Source organism: Sideroxydans sp. (genome assembly GCF_054604835.1).
The window spans coordinates 1-16,363 of sequence record NZ_JBTSFG010000009.1 but is presented as its reverse complement, the minus strand read 5'-3'; the positions used below and the strand labels follow the sequence as shown (position 1 = coordinate 16,363).

The 16,363-nt window shown below is 55.9% G+C and carries 11 protein-coding genes, 2 tRNA genes and 3 rRNA genes; 6 read left to right on the top strand and 10 right to left on the bottom strand.

The genetic code is table 11. From position 1 onward, the window contains the following. Window positions 1-9: 9 nt before the first annotated feature. The 5 genes from ACYCZ5_RS12755 (at window position 10) to ACYCZ5_RS12735 (ending at window position 5,517) form a co-directional block, all read left to right on the top strand. Window positions 10-1,497, top strand: coding sequence for a leucyl aminopeptidase (locus tag ACYCZ5_RS12755; protein ID WP_461545180.1), 1,488 nt, complete (start codon window positions 10-12; stop codon window positions 1,495-1,497). After that, entirely contained in the window at window positions 1,494-1,919 is a 426-nt protein-coding gene (locus tag ACYCZ5_RS12750; RefSeq protein ID WP_461545179.1) for a DNA polymerase III subunit chi, read from the top strand. Before ACYCZ5_RS12755 ends, ACYCZ5_RS12750 begins: the two co-directional genes overlap by 4 nt. Next, window positions 1,916-2,263, top strand: coding sequence for a hypothetical protein (locus ACYCZ5_RS12745; RefSeq protein ID WP_461545178.1), 348 nt, complete (start codon window positions 1,916-1,918; stop codon window positions 2,261-2,263). The genes ACYCZ5_RS12750 and ACYCZ5_RS12745 overlap by 4 nt, the downstream gene beginning before the upstream one ends. Before the next feature lie 91 nt (window positions 2,264-2,354). Continuing rightward, window positions 2,355-5,159, top strand: a complete 2,805-nt coding sequence (locus tag ACYCZ5_RS12740; protein WP_461545177.1) for a valine--tRNA ligase — start codon at window positions 2,355-2,357, stop codon at window positions 5,157-5,159. Between the two features lie 10 nt (window positions 5,160-5,169). Next, the gene (locus tag ACYCZ5_RS12735) at window positions 5,170-5,517 is read left to right on the top strand and encodes a DUF1622 domain-containing protein (protein ID WP_461545176.1); all 348 of its coding nucleotides are present in this window, start codon (window positions 5,170-5,172) and stop codon (window positions 5,515-5,517) included. 4 nt (window positions 5,518-5,521) lie between these two features. On the opposite strand, the gene ACYCZ5_RS12730 is transcribed toward ACYCZ5_RS12735, so the two are convergent. From ACYCZ5_RS12730 to ACYCZ5_RS12720, 3 genes are read right to left on the bottom strand one after another with little or no spacing between them, the layout of a single operon-like run. Continuing rightward, window positions 5,522-5,749, bottom strand: a complete 228-nt coding sequence (locus ACYCZ5_RS12730; protein WP_461545228.1) for a sulfurtransferase TusA family protein — start codon at window positions 5,747-5,749, stop codon at window positions 5,522-5,524. An 8-nt stretch (window positions 5,750-5,757) separates the two neighbouring features. Next, window positions 5,758-6,063 carry a rhodanese-like domain-containing protein gene (locus ACYCZ5_RS12725; protein ID WP_461545175.1) on the bottom strand — a complete coding sequence of 102 codons (306 nt, stop codon included), beginning with the start codon at window positions 6,061-6,063 and terminating at the stop codon, window positions 5,758-5,760. A 36-nt stretch (window positions 6,064-6,099) separates the two neighbouring features. Next, complete coding sequence (locus ACYCZ5_RS12720) at window positions 6,100-7,392, bottom strand: protein kinase domain-containing protein (RefSeq protein WP_461545174.1); 1,293 nt, start codon at window positions 7,390-7,392, stop codon at window positions 6,100-6,102. A 95-nt stretch (window positions 7,393-7,487) separates the two neighbouring features. Between ACYCZ5_RS12720 and ACYCZ5_RS12715 the strand changes: the two genes are divergently transcribed. Continuing rightward, window positions 7,488-8,903 carry a M48 family metalloprotease gene (locus ACYCZ5_RS12715; protein ID WP_461545173.1) on the top strand — a complete coding sequence of 472 codons (1,416 nt, stop codon included), beginning with the start codon at window positions 7,488-7,490 and terminating at the stop codon, window positions 8,901-8,903. Here the strand turns inward: ACYCZ5_RS12715 and mutY are convergent, their stop codons facing one another. The 7 genes from mutY to ACYCZ5_RS12680 form a co-directional block, all read right to left on the bottom strand. After that, window positions 8,904-9,947 carry an A/G-specific adenine glycosylase gene (mutY, locus tag ACYCZ5_RS12710; protein ID WP_461545172.1) on the bottom strand — a complete coding sequence of 348 codons (1,044 nt, stop codon included), beginning with the start codon at window positions 9,945-9,947 and terminating at the stop codon, window positions 8,904-8,906. A 23-nt stretch (window positions 9,948-9,970) separates the two neighbouring features. Then, window positions 9,971-12,307 (bottom strand): AsmA family protein, encoded by a 2,337-nt coding sequence (locus tag ACYCZ5_RS12705; RefSeq protein WP_461545171.1) that lies wholly within the window; start codon window positions 12,305-12,307, stop codon window positions 9,971-9,973. A 95-nt stretch (window positions 12,308-12,402) separates the two neighbouring features. Next, window positions 12,403-12,516 (bottom strand): 5S ribosomal RNA (rrf, locus tag ACYCZ5_RS12700). A gap of 121 nt (window positions 12,517-12,637) precedes the next feature. Beyond that, a 23S ribosomal RNA gene (locus tag ACYCZ5_RS12695) occupies window positions 12,638-15,523 on the bottom strand. A 298-nt stretch (window positions 15,524-15,821) separates the two neighbouring features. Further along, a tRNA-Ala gene (locus ACYCZ5_RS12690) sits at window positions 15,822-15,897 on the bottom strand. 15 nt (window positions 15,898-15,912) lie between these two features. Then, window positions 15,913-15,989, bottom strand: a tRNA-Ile gene (locus ACYCZ5_RS12685). 124 nt (window positions 15,990-16,113) lie between these two features. Next, window positions 16,114-16,363: ribosomal RNA gene (locus tag ACYCZ5_RS12680) — 16S ribosomal RNA — on the bottom strand; the annotation flags it as partial.

Sequence of the window (16,363 nt, the reverse complement as noted above, 5' to 3'; positions counted from 1 at the left end):
GAGAAGCGCGTGGAATTTAGCATAAAACAGGGTAGCCCGGAGAAGCTGAAGAGTGGATGCGTGGTGGTCGGCGTCTACGAAGGCGGAAAATTATCCAAAGCGGGGCAACTGCTCGACAAATCCACCGGACACGCTTTGAGCGATGTCATCGCGCGCGGCGACATGACGGGAAAGTCTGCCACCACGCTCTTGCTGCACAAGATCGCTGGCGCATCGGCCGAACGCATCTTGCTGGTCGGCCTCGGCAAACCCGCCGAGCTGGACAACCGAGGTAGCGTGGATATCCTGCGTGCCGCGTTCAAAGCACTGCATGCCACCTCCGCCAAAGATGCCGCGCTGTTCATCACCGATGACGGCGTGGGCAAGGATGCAAGCTGGGTACTCAAACAAGCCATACTCGCGGCAGCCGATGGCGCTTACCGCGCCGACGGCCTGAAGAGCAAACCTTCGAAACCCGCCACGCTGAAGCAAGTGACCTTCATCACGCTGGAAAAGCCTGCAGCAGAGCTGAAAAAGGCAGTCGCACAAACTTCCGCCGTCGCGCGCGGCATGGAACTGACCAAAGACCTGGCCAACTTGCCCGGCAACATCTGCACCCCTACCTATCTCGCAGCCAAAGCACTGGCGCTGGCTAAGGCGCACAAGAAGGTCAAGACCACCGTGCTGGAAAGGAAAGACATGGAGAAGCTCGGCATGGGCTCCTTCCTTTCCGTCACGCGCGGCAGCGCACAGCCGCCCAAGTTGATCACGATGGAATACAACGGCGGTGCCAAGACGCAGAAGCCTATCGTGCTGGTCGGCAAAGGCATCACTTTCGACTCCGGTGGCATCTCGCTCAAGCCGGGCGCCGACATGGACGAGATGAAATACGACATGTGCGGGGCAGCCAGTGTGTTCGGTACGCTGCAGGCCATCGCCGAGATGGAACTGCCGATCAACGTGGTCGGCGTGATCCCCACTTGCGAGAACATGCCCAGCAGCACCGCCACCAAACCGGGCGACATCGTCACCTCCATGTCCGGCCAGACCATCGAGATCCTCAACACCGATGCCGAAGGCCGCCTGATCCTGTGTGATGCACTGACCTACACAGCGAAGTTCAAGCCCGACACCGTGATCGATATCGCCACCCTCACCGGTGCCTGCGTGATCGCATTGGGCCATGTCGCCAGCGGCATGTTCGCCAACGACGACAAGCTGGCCAAAGAACTGGTCGGTGCCGGCGAACAGGCACATGACCGCGTATGGCAGTTGCCGCTGTGGGACGACTATCAGCCACTCCTGGACAGCAACTTCGCCGACATGGCGAACATCGGCGGTCGCGCCGGCGGCACCATCACCGCAGCCTGCTTCTTGGCACGCTTCACCAAAGACTACCGCTGGGCACACCTCGACATCGCGGGCACCGCCAACAAGTCCGGCAAGGACAAGGGCGCGACCGGACGTCCGGTGCCGTTGCTGACGCAGTATCTGATCAATCGCTCAACAAGCAAGTGACCAGAGTCGACTTCTATACCGGCAGCGAAGACAAGCTGCGCACCGCATGCCTGCTGAGCCACAAGGCGATGCAGAGCGGCATGCGTGTGTTGTTGCATGTGCCGGATGAAGACACGGCAGACAAACTGGATAAGCTGCTGTGGCATTACCCGGCCACGGCCTTTATGCCACATTGCCATAGCAGCGATGCCGAGGCCGGCGCGATGCCGATCGTCATCGGCCACGATGAGACCTTCCCCCACTCCGAACTTCTGATCAGTCTGCATGACGAATGTCCGACCTTCTTCAGCCGCTTCGAACGTGTGATAGAGATCGTAGGACATGATGCCGAAGAGGCCACACGCGGACGTGTCCGCTTCAAGTTCTACCGCGACCGTGGCTACGAACTCAACCACACCGACCTGTCCAAGTTGCGCCCATGAGTACGAACGACATCGATCAGGCATTACCCCACGACCTGCCGGTGCTGACCGAGGTTGTCAGTGACGACGACCTGCCCACGCTGACCGATATCGTCGAAGCGCCTGAAGCGGATGCTCCAGCCATTGAACTCGATCCGGCCGTAGCCGCCGCCCCTCTGCCCTATGCTGAAGAAATACCGTTTGAGGTCCCACCGCAACTCGAAGCACACCTGGAAGCTCTCTTCATGCAGCGCTTATTGCCGCGTCTCGAAGCAGCACAACGTCAGGCCATCGCCCAGACATGGGACGAACTGAAGGACGAATTGCCGCAGCTTGTTCGCGACATCCTCCCGCCACACTCATAAACCCGGCAAGCACCCCGCTGTCGCAGCGCCGTCTTGATATAATCGCGCCTTCCTCACGACAAGCTCAGGACAGGCATCACGCCGCATCGCAATGACTCAATCCAAAGAACTCGCAAAAAGCTTCGACCCCAAAGACATCGAATCCCGCTGGTATCCCGCGTGGGAATCCGCCGGACACTTCAAAGCCGGACTGGATGCAAACAAGCAGGACAACTTCTGCATCCTGCTACCGCCGCCCAACGTCACCGGCACGCTGCACATGGGCCACGGTTTCAACCAGACACTGATGGACGCGTTGACGCGCTACCACCGCATGAAGGGCGACAACACCCTGTGGCAACCGGGCACCGACCACGCAGGCATCGCCACACAGATCGTGGTGGAACGCCAACTCGATGCACAAGGTGTCTCGCGCCACGACTTGGGCCGCGAGAAGTTCATCGAGAAGGTGTGGGAGTGGAAGGAATATTCCGGCAACACCATCACCAAACAGATGCGCCGCCTCGGCACCTCGCCCGATTGGTCGCGCGAGCGCTTCACCATGGACGAAGGCCTGTCGCGATCCGTCACCGAAACCTTTGTGCGCCTGTTCAACGAAGGCCTGATCTATCGCGGCAAGCGACTGGTGAACTGGGACCCGAAATTGCACACCGCCGTCTCCGACCTCGAAGTAGTGCAGGAAGAAGAAGACGGTTTCATGTACCACATCCAGTATCCATTGGCGGATGGCTCCGGCCACTTGGTCGTTGCAACGACACGCCCCGAGACCATGCTGGGCGACGTGGCGGTGATGGTGCATCCCGAGGACGAGCGCTATGCGCACCTCATCGGCAAGCAAGTCACGCTACCGCTGTGCGACCGCACCATCCCGGTCATCGCCGATGACTATGTGGACAAGGAGTTCGGCACCGGCGTGGTGAAAGTCACGCCTGCGCACGACTTCAACGACTATGCCATCGGACAGCGCCACCAGTTGGAGATGATCTCCATCCTCACGCTGGACGCGAAGATCAACGAACACGCACCCAAGCAATATCAGGGCATGGACCGCTTCGCCGCACGCAAACAGATCGTGGCCGATCTGGAAGCTGCCGGTCTATTCGTTAAAGCAGACAAGCACAAACTCAAAGTGCCGCGCGGCGACCGCACCGGCGTGGTGATCGAGCCGATGCTGACCGACCAATGGTTCGTCGCCATGAGCAAGCCCGGCGACGGCGGCAAGAGCATCACCGAGCAAGCGCTGGAATGTGTGAGCTCCGGCGAGATCAAGTTCCATCCCGAGAACTGGGTGAACACTTACAACCAATGGCTGAACAACATCCAGGACTGGTGCATCTCGCGCCAACTGTGGTGGGGCCACCAGATCCCGGCATGGTATGGCGTGAACGGCGAAGTGTTCGTCGCGCACGATGAAGCCGAGGCGCGCAAGCTGGCCGACAAGGCAGGTTACGCCGGACAGCTGGATCGCGACAACGATGTGCTGGACACCTGGTTCTCTTCCGCGCTGTGGCCGTTCTCCACGCTGGACTGGTCGGGTGATGCGGACAAGGATGCAAAGAACCCGTTCGTGCAGCAGTACCTGCCATCCTCCGTTCTGGTCACCGGCTTCGACATCATCTTCTTCTGGGTGGCGCGCATGGTGATGATGACCAAGCACATCACCGGCAAGATCCCGTTCAAGGATGTGTACGTGCACGGCCTGATCCGCGACGCGGAAGGCCAGAAGATGTCCAAGTCCAAAGGCAACGTGCTCGACCCCATCGACCTCATCGACGGTATCGATCTGGCTGCGCTGATCAAGAAGCGCACCACCGGCTTGATGAACCCGAGGGATGCCGAGAAGATCGAGAAACGCACACGCAAGGAATTCCCGGACGGCATCACCGCTTTCGGCACCGACGCACTGCGTTTCACATTCGCCTCGCTCGCTTCGCCCGGCCGCGACATCAAGTTCGACATGCAGCGCTGCGAGGGCTATCGCAATTTCTGCAACAAGCTGTGGAACGCCACGCGCTTCGTGCTGATGAACTGCGAAGGCAAAGATGTTGGTCAGGATGAATCACTGCCGATGGAATTCTCTGCGGCCGACAAATGGATGATCAGCGAACTGCAGAAGGCCGAAGCCGAGATGGCGACGCATTTCGCCGACTACCGTTTCGACATGGCCGCGCGTGCCGTGTATGAACTGGTGTGGAACACCTACTGCGACTGGTATGTGGAGTTGGCCAAGGTGCAGATGGCGAATGGCAGCGAAGCTCAGCAACGCGCCACCCGCCGTACATTGGTACGCGTGCTGGAGACCATCCTGCGTCTGGCCCACCCCATCATCCCGTTCATCACCGAAGAGTTGTGGCAGACGGTTGGACCGATGGCGAATGCAAAAGGTGACACCATCATGCTGCAATCCTATCCCAAGGCGGATGCCGGCAAGATCGATGCAACGGCCAGCGCACAGATCGCACTGCTGCAAGAGCTCACCACCGCCACCCGCAGCCTGCGTAGCGAGATGAACCTGTCCCCCGCCGCACGCGTGCCGTTGATCGCGGCGGGCGATGCGACCGTGTTGGATGCACTCGCGCCCTACATCAACAGCCTCGGCAAGTTGAGTGAAGTGCAGGTGGTCGCAGAACTTCCGGAAGGTGACGCACCGGTTTCCATCGTCGGCAGCTACAAGCTGATGTTGAAGGTGGAGATCGATATTGCGGCGGAGCGCGAGCGTCTGGACAAGGAGATCGCGCGTTTATCCAACGAGATCACCAAAGCCAACGCAAAACTCGGCAACGAAAGTTTCGTGGCGCGCGCACCGGCTGCGGTAGTTGAGCAGGAGAAGAAACGTCTGGAAGAATTCGGCACCACGCTGGTGCAGTTGCAGGCGCAGCGCGCAAAATTCGACTGAGGAGAACGCCATGCTGCACGAACTGCTGATCGACGCCATCGCCTACATCGTGCCGCTCACCGAGTTGCTGGGCGTGGCGGTGGTCACCTGGGGCAGCGTGCACGGTCTCATCCTGCTCCTGCAACGCGGCTGGGACCTGCTTAGCAGCCGAGAACCGGGCAGTTCCTTGAGCGACATCCGCATCGCCATCGGCGAGAAGATGGCACTGGGCTTGGACTTCTTCCTCGCAGGCGACATCATCGGCACCATCGTGGTACCCAGTCAGGAGGCACTGCTGCTGCTTGGGGGTATCGTGGTGATCCGAACGGTGATGGCCTATTTCCTGGCCAAGGAGATCGAGAAGAAAGCGGCCGAATAAGCGGCTAGGCGCGACGGCGAAGCAGGATCACGAACTCGCCGCCCTGCTCGGTCGACGACAGCAGATCGTTGCCGGTCTTGCTGCAGAAATCGGCGAAGTCTCTGGGCGCGCCGCCGTCGGTCGCCACCACTTTCAGCACCTGCCCCGCGCTCATCCCAGCCAGTGCTTTCTTCGCGCGCAGGATGGGCAATGGACAAGCCAGCTTGCGCACATCCAGCTCCACGTCGAACATCTCTCCGCTCACGCGACCAATTCCCCGCCCGACTGCGCCCAAGCCAGAATGCCCCCCTGCAGATTGGCTGCACCATGCAATCCCTGTGCAGCAGCGAATGCCGCCGCCTGCGCCGAGCGTCCGCCCATCTGGCAATAGAACACAGTGGTCTTTTCGGAACCCAGCTCGTTCAGACGCAAGGGCAACAGATGCAAAGGCATGCAGATCGCACCTTTGATGCGACCGCGCGCGATCTCGGCATCGGTGCGTACGTCCACCAGTTGCACATCGGGCTTGTCCATCAATTCGTGCAATTCAGCCACGGTAATATTCATGAAACCGCTCATTCCCATCCACTCCACTTTTCTGATTCATTGACCTTCATCATGGTCGCTCAGCAGACGCGCGATGCGCGTATTGGCGACCGACAGCCGCTTGACGATGATGCGCAGGAAAGCTTCATCGAAGCGGTAACGACAGTTTGAGGTTGCTAACGCCAGAACCGACGGATCGATCTCTATCAGCTTCACATCCGTTTTGGCCAGCACATCGGTGCTCCGCCTGGTGCCATTCTCGCTCAGATGCGCCATCTCGCCGAAACAGTCCCCCTTGTGCAACAAGCTGAGCAAACGCCCCTGTTTCACCACGCGCACAGAGCCGCTGGCGATGATGAAGAAGTTCAGCCCTTCCTCTCCTTCGCGCAGTATCTGCTCTCCCTTGGACACTTTCCGCCACTCGCTGATGCGCAGCACTTCCCACAGCTCCACATCGTTGAACTGCTTGAAGAACGGCAAAGCGCGCACGGTATCGAACTTCTCAGTGTCGCGGATCCCTTCCTGTTGCGGCACGTTATCGCTGATGAATGACACCAGGTCGCGCGCCATCTCATCCCAGGTTCGATAACGCTTGGCCGTGTCCTTGTGCATCGCGCGCAACACGATACCGTCCAGCACCGCGGGGATCTCGGGACGGAAAGTGCTGGGAGGCGGCGGCTCGATGTTCATGATCTGATAGATCATGCTGTAGTTGTTGGCCGCGTCGTATGGCAACTTGCCGGTCAACATGCGGTACATGGTCACACCCAGCGAGTAGATATCGGTCTGGTGTGACAAAGAGTGTTCCTTGATCTGCTCGGGAGACATGTAGGCGGGCGATCCCACGCCGCTCACCTGTGTGGTCTGCTGGCTCTCGATCACGGCGGCGCCGAAATCCGATATCTTGATGTCGCTCTCGCCGCACAAGAGGATGTTGGCCGGCTTGATGTCACGATGGATCACCCCCTGGTACTGGGCGTATTCCAGCGCCTTACAGCACTTGTAGATGATCTCGGCAATACGCCCCAATGGCAGCAGGTGATCGACTTCGGCGAATCGCTCCAGCGTCTCGCCTTCGACATACTCCATCACCATGTAATTCGTATCGCCTTCCATGATGGCGTCGAATATCTTCACGATGTGTGGATGGGACAATTTGCCGGCGAGCGATGCTTCGGTCAGCAACAGTTTGCGGAAAGCCTTGCCGCTGGCACTGTTATTGAGCACATTCGCATTGAACACTTTGAGCGCGACCTGTTGCTCATTGAACGGGTCCAGCGCAAGATACACGGTGCTGGTCGCGCCGTGCCCGAGTTCTTTGACGATGTGATATTTGCCTAATGATTCCATACTGATATCGCTCGAATGGGAGCGCATTCTGCGGCTTTGGGGGCGTACTGTCCAGCTTGGGGGAACCAGTTCGAGCCGGTGCTATCATAGCTTCCATGAAAAAATTCCTGCTCCTGCTTTTGATCCCCTTCAATCTGTACGCAGAAGGGCTGCCCGATCTGGGTGACGAATCGCAAACCGTGATCTCTCCCCAGATGGAAAGACAGATCGGTGAGCAGAGCATGTTCCAGATCCGGGCCAGCGAGCAATATCTGAGCGATCCGGAAGTCACGGATTACCTGAATCGCCTCGGCAAACGACTGGTCGCCAACAGCAGCGAACCCAGCCAGCCGTTCGAGTTCTTCGTCATCGACGATGCGGCCATCAATGCCTTTGCCATGCCCGGCGGTTTCATCGGCGTCAACACCGGGTTGATCATGCTCTCGCAGAGTGAATCTGAGCTTGCCTCGGTATTGAGCCACGAGATATCGCACGTGACTCAGCACCATCTGGCTCGCATGATCTCGGGTCGCAAATACGATTCACTGGCGGCGATGGCGACCATCGCGGTCGCCATTCTGGCTGCTCGCGACAACCCACAAGCCGCGCAGGCCGGCATCGTCGGCGCACAAGGCGGACTCATGCAACGGCAGCTCGACTTCACGCGCGAGCATGAAAAGGAAGCGGACCGCATCGGAATCGACCTGCTGCAACAATCCGGTTTCGATCCGCACGCGATGCCGAGTTTCTTCGAGCGTCTACAGAAAGCCACACAACTGGTGGAGGGAGACACTCCCAGTTATCTGCGCACCCACCCGCTCACGACAGAGCGCGTCGCCGATGTGGGCAACCGTGTGCAGCGCATCCCGTTCAAACTGGTCGCGGACAGCCTCGATTTCCATCTGGTGCGGGCACGCTTGAATGCCATGCAGAAGCCGCCGCGCGAAGCGGTAAGCTATTTCCAGTCGGCACTGGGCGCACAACGCTTCGGCAATCAGATCGCGCAACGCTACGGACTGGTGCTGGCCTTGCTACGCGACAGGCAGGACAAGCGTGCCGCACAGGAATTCGCCATACTGCACAAACAGGCACCACGCAATGCCACGATCGAGACGCTGGCAGGGCGCATCCGCCAACTGGACAAGAAAGATAGCGGCGTGCTCGATTTCTATCGCACGACGCTCAAGGAGTACCCGACGCACCGCGCCTTGATCTACGACTACGCATTGCTGCTGCTGCGCACGCAGCATTATTCAGAGGCACTTACCCTGCTGGACGAGCAGATCAACCGCGATGGCAATGATGCGGCACTCTACGAATTGCAGGCACGAGCCTACACAGCATTGGGTCGTCATCAGGAAGCGCATCATGTGCTTTCTTACTATCAGATCCTGCACGGCAACCTGCGTGGCGCGATAGAACAACTGGAGCTGGCGAAACTGGCTGGCAACGATTATTACCAGCTATCCACCATCGAGACCGAGTTGCGCCAATACCGCGAGATACTGGAATCATTCCGCAAGAAGAAGTGATCAGCCAGCTCGTTGGGATGTCTGGAGGCTGAGTAGAATCTGACGTACCGGACTGGGAATGGCCGCCCCCAGCGCATCGTTCAGATCCAGCCACACACACCCCTGCTGTTCGATCCGCATAGGCTTGCTTGCCAGCTCAAACAACACCGGCCGGATATGCAGCTTGAAGTGCGTGAAGACGTGCGTGAACGCATCCATTTCGGTGCGCCGTGAGATTTTCATATCGTTGCGCAACAAGTAGTTCGTCTCTTCTTGCGCGTCCACCTGCGGAGCGCACCACAGCCCGCCCCAAATGCCGCTAGTCGGACGCTTCTCCAGCATGATTTCGCTGCCGTGCTTCAGCAACAAAAAAGTCGTCGAACGTTCAGGAATCGCCTTGCGTGGACGCGGCGCGGGAAGTCGCTCGACACGCTCGGTGTTTAATGCCACGCAGCTCGCTTGGACGGGGCAATTCGCACAACGGGGGCGTGAGCGCGTGCAGACCGTCGCCCCCATATCCATCAAAGCCTGCGTATAGATTGCCACATCGCTCGCGGGGAGCAGTTGCTCTGCCAACTCCCACAATCGTGCTTCGACCTTGCGCTCCCCAGTCCAGCCATCGATGCCACAGTAGCGGGCGAGCACACGCTTCACGTTGCCGTCCAGGATCGCACGACGCTCATGCCACGCCAAAGCAGAGATCGCGGCGGCAGTCGAACGTCCGATACCCGGCAACATCAGTATCTGTTCGAAATCTCGCGGGAATCGTCCTTCATGTCTTTCAACGATGAGACGTGCAGCCTTGTGCAGATTACGACCGCGCGCGTAGTAGCCAAGGCCACTCCAGTGCGCGAGCACCTGCTCTTCTGTGGCGGCAGCCAGCGCGGCAATATCCGGGAACGATGCTATGAACCGCTGGTAATAGGGAATGACAGTCGTCACCTGCGTCTGTTGCAGCATGATCTCAGACAGCCAGATGCGATATGCCGACTCCCCTTGCCAGGGCAAGTCGTGGCGGCCATATTCTTTCTGCCAGCCTATCAGGCGTCTTGCGAAGGTGTTCACAAATGCCAAGGACTAGCGAATGTTCACTTGAGCAAACCCTTCAGACCCTGCTTCAGCTTTTCCTCTGCATTGGCTTTAGCGGCTGCCTTTTCAGCATCCAGCTTGGCCTTGGCTGTAGCTTTGGCTGCATCTTTCTCCGCCTCCAGCTTGGCCTTGAGTGCGGCCTTTTCTGCGTCCAGTTTCTGTTTCAGTGCGGCTTTCTCTTCGTTCAAACGCTGACGGGCGATATCTGCCAGCAGTTCGGCATAGTCCACTTGGATTTTGATCGCATCGAATGGGCCGTAGACTCTCACCGGCAAGGATCCCGTGCGTCCCTGGTCCGTCTTGGCCATGATGACCTTGGCGTTGTAATCCATCATGTCCTGGCCGATATCCACATCGCCGCTGCCGCTCAAGCGCAGCACGGTCGATCTGACAGATAAGTCATCGTTGTGTGCGACACCATCCTTGATCTTGAGGCTGGCCTTGAATTCGCTGAACTGCGTCAGTTCACCCTTATTGACACCCAATGTCTCAGCCTTGCTGTCCTTGTTCAGATTCTGCACCCCTTGCACCAGCTTGCCGAGGTCTATACCGCGGATCGCACCATCCGCCAGTTCCACCGAAACTGTGCCGTTCAACGCCTTCTTCAGTGCGCTGACGGTATTGCCTTGAGTGGTCACCGCCAGAGAGACATTACCCTTTCCCTCCGCCAGCTCCAGATCAGCGGCGTCCTTCATCAGCGGCGCGATCTCCACCCCGATCAGTTTTTGCGTCACTGCAAAACTGGATGTATGCGCATCGACACGCAGCTTGCCATTGACCGCCCCTTGGTACAGCGAGGCACTCAACGGTTCAATATTTACGATGCCGTCTCTGGCTATAAGGTCCACGCGCAGTTTGGTCAGCTTCACGTTCGCCGCCTTGAACGCGCCTATGCGCACGCTGCCGTTCACATTCAATGTTTTCAAAGCGGACAAGTCGAATGGCTGCTCTGCTACGACTGCTTTGGGAGCTGCTTCCTTCGCAACCTTGGGCGGTAGATAAGGATCGACATCGAGCTTGTCTATCTCGATGTCATAGCGAATGACCGGCACTTTGAAGTTCTTTATAGCAGCTTCAGCCTTAATACGACTTTGCAAGAGTCCGCCGGTGAATTTTGCGTGCACACTCTGACGCTCAAGATCGGCCTGCACACTGCCCTTAAGAGAACTTTCGACCACTTTACCCGGCAATTTATCGCCATTCGCCTTGAGTGCGATATTCAAGTCTTTCAAATTGAATTGCATGGTCTTTAAACTACCGATCAACACTGTGTCGATCTTGGCACTGAACGACTGCTCAGGCTGAACCAATGCAGCTTGCAGAGACAGCCCCTGCAAACTGAACTTGTCCATATTCCCCTTGAAGGATGGCAGATCCAGCGCCGCACTTGCTTTGCCGAACGCCCCATCCAAGCTGGCATTGAGTTGCAAGTTCACACCGGAGAAATCCTCCCGCTTCAGACTGATGCTCGGCACGGTAAGATGAGCTTCAAAGGGTTCTCCTGCATTTTTACCACTTGCATTCAATACGAATAGATTCAATTCGTAATTCTCGGATTGCAAGTCCGCACTGGCGTCACCTGCCAGTTTCAAAACCAGCTCCGAGACATCCAACACACCGCCTTCTGCTGCCAACTCCATGCCTTTGAGAGTGTATCGTCCACGCTCAATATCGAAACTCATGGTCGTGGCGATTTGCAAGGCGATGTCCATCTTGGGTTGCGTTGTCTGTATATGGGCTGAAAGTTTTACAGGCGAGGGCAAGGCATTGGTCAGTCGGCCAGTCTTGAGATTCAATTTCGAGATGCTGATCTGATTGCCTGCTGCTTGATCATCGAATTGCAATTCGCAATTCTCTATCGCGACACTCGCCACATCAAAATCCACCACTGAAGATTTATGATCCGGCGAGGGGGCGACTTGCGCAGCTTCAGGCTTGTGACTCAAAAGATCGTCCAGATTGGTTGTGCCATTCTTGTATTTGATGACATTGACCTTTACGCCGCTAACGTTGACCTGGTTCACCACCATCTGCTTCTGAAGCAGCGGCCATACCGCAAGGGACACACTGGCATCCGCCACTGATGCGAACTCGCGATCACTCTGGAATTCAGAAAGTGAGACTTTACCCAGCCGCGCACCGACGCTGGGGAAGAACATGAGCTTGATATCCCCATCCAGCTTCAAGGTACGTTGGGTATTTTCCTGCACTGCCTGAATGATCTGCGGTTTGTAGGCATTGGGATCGAAGGTGAGGGCCACATAGGCGAGCACCGTAGAGGCGGTGGCCACGATGCCTAACAGGGACCAAAGTGTGTATTTCACGAATGTTTTCATATGACCACCTTGCTTCGAACGATGCTGTGATTATATCGGAGCTGAAAAGCAAAAACCCCTCACCGGTTGCCCGGGAGGGGTTTGCTTTATAAGGAGTCTGACGATGACCTACTTTCACATGGGTAATCCACACTATCATTGGCGCGGGGTCGTTTCACTGTCCTGTTCGAGATGGGAAGGAGTGGGGCCAACCTGCTATGGTCGTCAGACATAACTGTTATCAATCGCTGAATCTGGTATTCAAACTCAGCGCCTGATGTAATTTTGGAAGAAGTAAAGTGTGTTTTGATTGTTGCGAGCGTTACATAACTTGCGCTTGCCTAATGTTATAGGATCAAGCCTCACGGGCAATTAGTATCAGTTAGCTTAATCCATTACTGGACTTCCACACCTGACCTATCAACGTGGTAGTCTTCCACGACCCTACAGGGGCATCAAGTGCCCAGGGAAGTCTCATCTTGAGGCGAGTTTCCCGCTTAGATGCTTTCAGCGGTTATCTCTTCCGTATATAGCTACCCGGCGATACGACTGGCGTCATAACCGGTACACCAGAGATACGTCCACTCCGGTCCTCTCGTACTAGGAGCAGGTCCCCTCAAACTTCCAGCGCCCACGGCAGATAGGGACCAAACTGTCTCACGACGTTTTAAACCCAGCTCACGTACCACTTTAAATGGCGAACAGCCATACCCTTGGGACCGGCTACAGCCCCAGGATGTGATGAGCCGACATCGAGGTGCCAAACTCCCCCGTCGATATGAACTCTTGGGAGGAATCAGCCTGTTATCCCCAGAGTACCTTTTATCCGTTGAGCGATGGCCCTTCCATACAGAACCACCGGATCACTATGACCTACTTTCGTACCTGCTCGACTTGTCAGTCTCGCAGTTAAGCATCCTTTTGCCATTGCACTATCAGTACGATGTCCGACCGTACCTAGGATACCTTCGTACTCCTCCGTTACAATTTGGGAGGAGACCGCCCCAGTCAAACTGCCTACCATGCAATGTCCCCAATCCAGATAATGGATCTAGGTTAGAACCTCAAACACATCAGGGTGGTATTTCAAGGATGGCTCCACGATGTCTGGCGACACCGCTTCAAAGCCTCCCACCTATCCTACACAGATATGTTCAAAGTCCAATGCAAAGCTACAGTAAAGGTTCATGGGGTCTTTCCGTCTAGCCGCGGGGAGATTGCATCTTCACAAACATTTCAACTTCGCTGAGTCCCGGGTGGAGACAGTGTGGCCATCGTTACGCCATTCGTGCAGGTCGGAACTTACCCGACAAGGAATTTCGCTACCTTAGGACCGTTATAGTTACGGCCGCCGTTTACTGGGACTTCAATCAAGAGCTTGCACCCCATCATTTAATCTTCCAGCACCGGGCAGGCGTCACACTCTATACGTCCACTTTCGTGTTTGCAGAGTGCTGTGTTTTTATTAAACAGTCGCAGCCACCATTTCACTGCAACCCCATCGCGCTTCGAGAGCAAGTCTCTACACGCTAGCGGGGCGCACCTTATCCCGAAGTTACGGTGCTAATTTGCCGAGTTCCTTCACCCGAGTTCTCTCAAGCGCCTTAGAATTCTCATCCTACCCACCTGTGTCGGTTTGCGGTACGGTCTCAATGTAACTGAAGCTTAGTGGCTTTTCTTGGAAGCTTGGTATCAGCAACTTCTGCACCGAAGTGCATCGTCATCACGCCTCAGAATTGACCTCCCGGATTTGCCTAAGAGATCTCCCTACACGCTTAAACTGCCTATTCCAACAGACAGCTTGCTTAACCTTCTCCGTCCCCACATCGCATTACATTGAGGTACAGGAATATTAACCTGTTTCCCATCGACTACGCATTTCTGCCTCGCCTTAGGGGCCGACTCACCCTGCTCCGATGAACGTTGAACAGGAAACCTTGGGTTTTCGGCGAGGGAGCCTTTCACTCCCTTTATCGCTACTCATGTCAGCATTCGCACTTCTGATACCTCCAGCATGGTTCACACCACACCTTCGCAGGCCTACAGAACGCTCTCCTACCATATGTACAAGTACATATCCCTAGCTTCGGTGCACAGTTTGAGCCCCGTTACATCTTCCGCGCAGGACGACTCGATCAGTGAGCTATTACGCTTTCTTTAAATGATGGCTGCTTCTAAGCCAACATCCTGACTGTCTATGCCTTCCCACATCGTTTTCCACTTAACTGTGTCTTGGGGACCTTAGCTGAGGGTCTGGGTTGTTTCCCTTTTGACACCGGACGTTAGCACCCGATGTCTGTCTCCCACGCTCGCACTTCTCGGTATTCGGAGTTTGCAATGGTTTGGTAATCAGCAATAGACCCCTAGCCATGACAGTGCTCTACCCCCGAGAGTGATACGTGAGGCACTACCTAAATAGTTTTCGGAGAGAACCAGCTATTTCCAAGTTTGTTTAGCCTTTCACCCCTATCCACAGCTCATCCCCTAACTTTTCAACGTTAGTGGGTTCGGACCTCCAGTGAGTGTTACCCCACCTTCATCCTGGCCATGGATAGATCACTTGGTTTCGGGTCTACACCCAGCAACTATCGCCCTTATCAGACTCGGTTTCCCTACGCCTCCCCTATTCGGTTAAGCTCGCTACTGAATGTAAGTCGCTGACCCATTATACAAAAGGTACGCAGTCACGGAACAAGTCCGCTCCCACTGTTTGTATGCATACGATTTCAGGATCTATTTCACTCCCCTTCCGGGGTTCTTTTCGCCTTTCCCTCACGGTACTGGTTCACTATCGGTCGATTACGAGTATTTAGCCTTGGAGGATGGTCCCCCCATATTCAGACAGGATTTCTCGTGTCCCGCCCTACTTGTTCCAAACCTATTTCCACTCCTATGCTTTCGCGTACGGGGCTATCACCCACTATGGCCAGACTTTCCAGACTGTTCCGCTAACATTGAAGATAAAGTTTGCAGGCTGATCCGCGTTCGCTCGCCACTACTTACGGAATCTCGGTTGATTTCTTTTCCTCCGGGTACTTAGATGTTTCAGTTCTCCGGGTTCGCTTCTCTGTACCTATGTATTCAGTACAGGATGACCCAAAAGGGCCGGGTTTCCCCATTCAGATATCTACGGATCAAAGCTCTATTGCCAGCTCCCCGTAGCTTTTCGCAGGCTTACACGTCTTTCATCGCCTGTAATCGCCAAGGCATCCATCATATGCACTTATTCGCTTGACCCTATAACGTTAAGCCCTCAACCATCTCTGATCAAGGACGCTACAAGTATTTGTTCGTCTCGCGTTCGTGACACCACATCCATACGACTAGCATGAATATGGCTTGATACAATCAAAACCCATTTAGTTTTCATGCATTCGCTTACACAGGCTTCCCTATGCTCACGTCTGCGTGAATCACTTTCTTTACTTCTTCCAAATTTTTAAAGAACTGCTATCAGCAAAAGCCGATATCAAAACCACCAGGCTTTGATATCGAATCTCACTCTTTCGTTTCAAGACACTTCCATTCAAGGTGATGGTGGAGGTTGACGGGATCGAACCGACGACCCCCTGCTTGCAAAGCAGGTGCTCTCCCAGCTGAGCTAAACCCCCGTTATTACCTTGCTCTGGTGGGTCTGGTTGGACTCGAACCAACGACCCCCGCGTTATCAACACGGTGCTCTAACCAGCTGAGCTACAGACCCGATCTTGTGCGTTTCGGGTCTGCGTCTTCAATCACAAGCCAATTTCTCTCGTGACTTCAAACCTGTGTCTCGAAACTTTAAAACAACCGATAAGTGTGGATACCTGCGCTTTGGCATACTCTAGAAAGGAGGTGATCCAGCCGCACCTTCCGATACGGCTACCTTGTTACGACTTCACCCCAGTCACGAACCCTGCCGTGGTAACCGTCCCCCTTGCGGTTAGACTAGCTACTTCTGGCAGAACCCGCTCCCATGGTGTGACGGGCGGTGTGTACAAGACCCGGGAACGTATTCACCGCGACATGCTGATCCGCGATTACTAGCGATTCCGACTTCATGCTCTCGAGTTGCAGAGAACAATCCGGACTACGATC